This window comes from Guptibacillus hwajinpoensis (assembly GCF_020171785.1).
GTDB classification, from domain to species: Bacteria; Bacillota; Bacilli; order Bacillales; family Guptibacillaceae; genus Guptibacillus; species Guptibacillus sedimenti.
Window position 1 is genome coordinate 1 of record NZ_JAIVAE010000036.1, and the last position, 514, is coordinate 514.

Genomic DNA, 514 nt, shown 5'->3' on the forward strand with positions numbered 1-514 from the left:
TGTGTGGCGTAAGCCATCACGCATCAGTTATTACTAAGTTCTTGCATAAAAATAATTATTGGATGTCGTTGTTTATGCTATCTAGTTTTCAAGGAACAATGGCTACTAGTTAATTAAACATTTGTTTAACTATATAGTAGATGTGTTGGTGGAGCCTAGCGGGATCGAACCGCTGACCTCCTGCGTGCAAGGCAGGCGCTCTCCCAGCTGAGCTAAGGCCCCAAATGATCCAGATGGTATTTTACCAAAAGGAATATGCGTGTTCAATAAAACTTTTATGGTGGGCCTGAGTGGACTCGAACCACCGACCTCACGCTTATCAGGCGTGCGCTCTAACCAGCTGAGCTACAGGCCCATAAAGGTTTATTGATAATATTTAATTGAAAGAAGTAATCATTCTTTCAAAACTAAACGAAACGCTCATGTAAGGTTGGCAACCAATGTTGCCTCGTAATTCTCCATAGAAAGGAGGTGATCCAGCCGCACCTTCCGATACGGCTACCTTGTTACGACT

At 43.2% G+C, this 514-nt stretch carries 2 tRNA genes and 1 rRNA gene; all 3 read right to left on the reverse strand.

The window, feature by feature from the left end:
• Window positions 1–146: 146 nt before the first annotated feature.
• Window positions 147–222, reverse strand: a tRNA-Ala gene (locus tag LCL91_RS21910).
• Between the two features lie 56 nt (window positions 223–278).
• Window positions 279–355 (reverse strand) — tRNA-Ile (locus tag LCL91_RS21915).
• Window positions 356–464: 109 nt separating this feature from the next.
• Window positions 465–514: ribosomal RNA gene (locus LCL91_RS21920) — 16S ribosomal RNA — on the reverse strand; the annotation flags it as partial.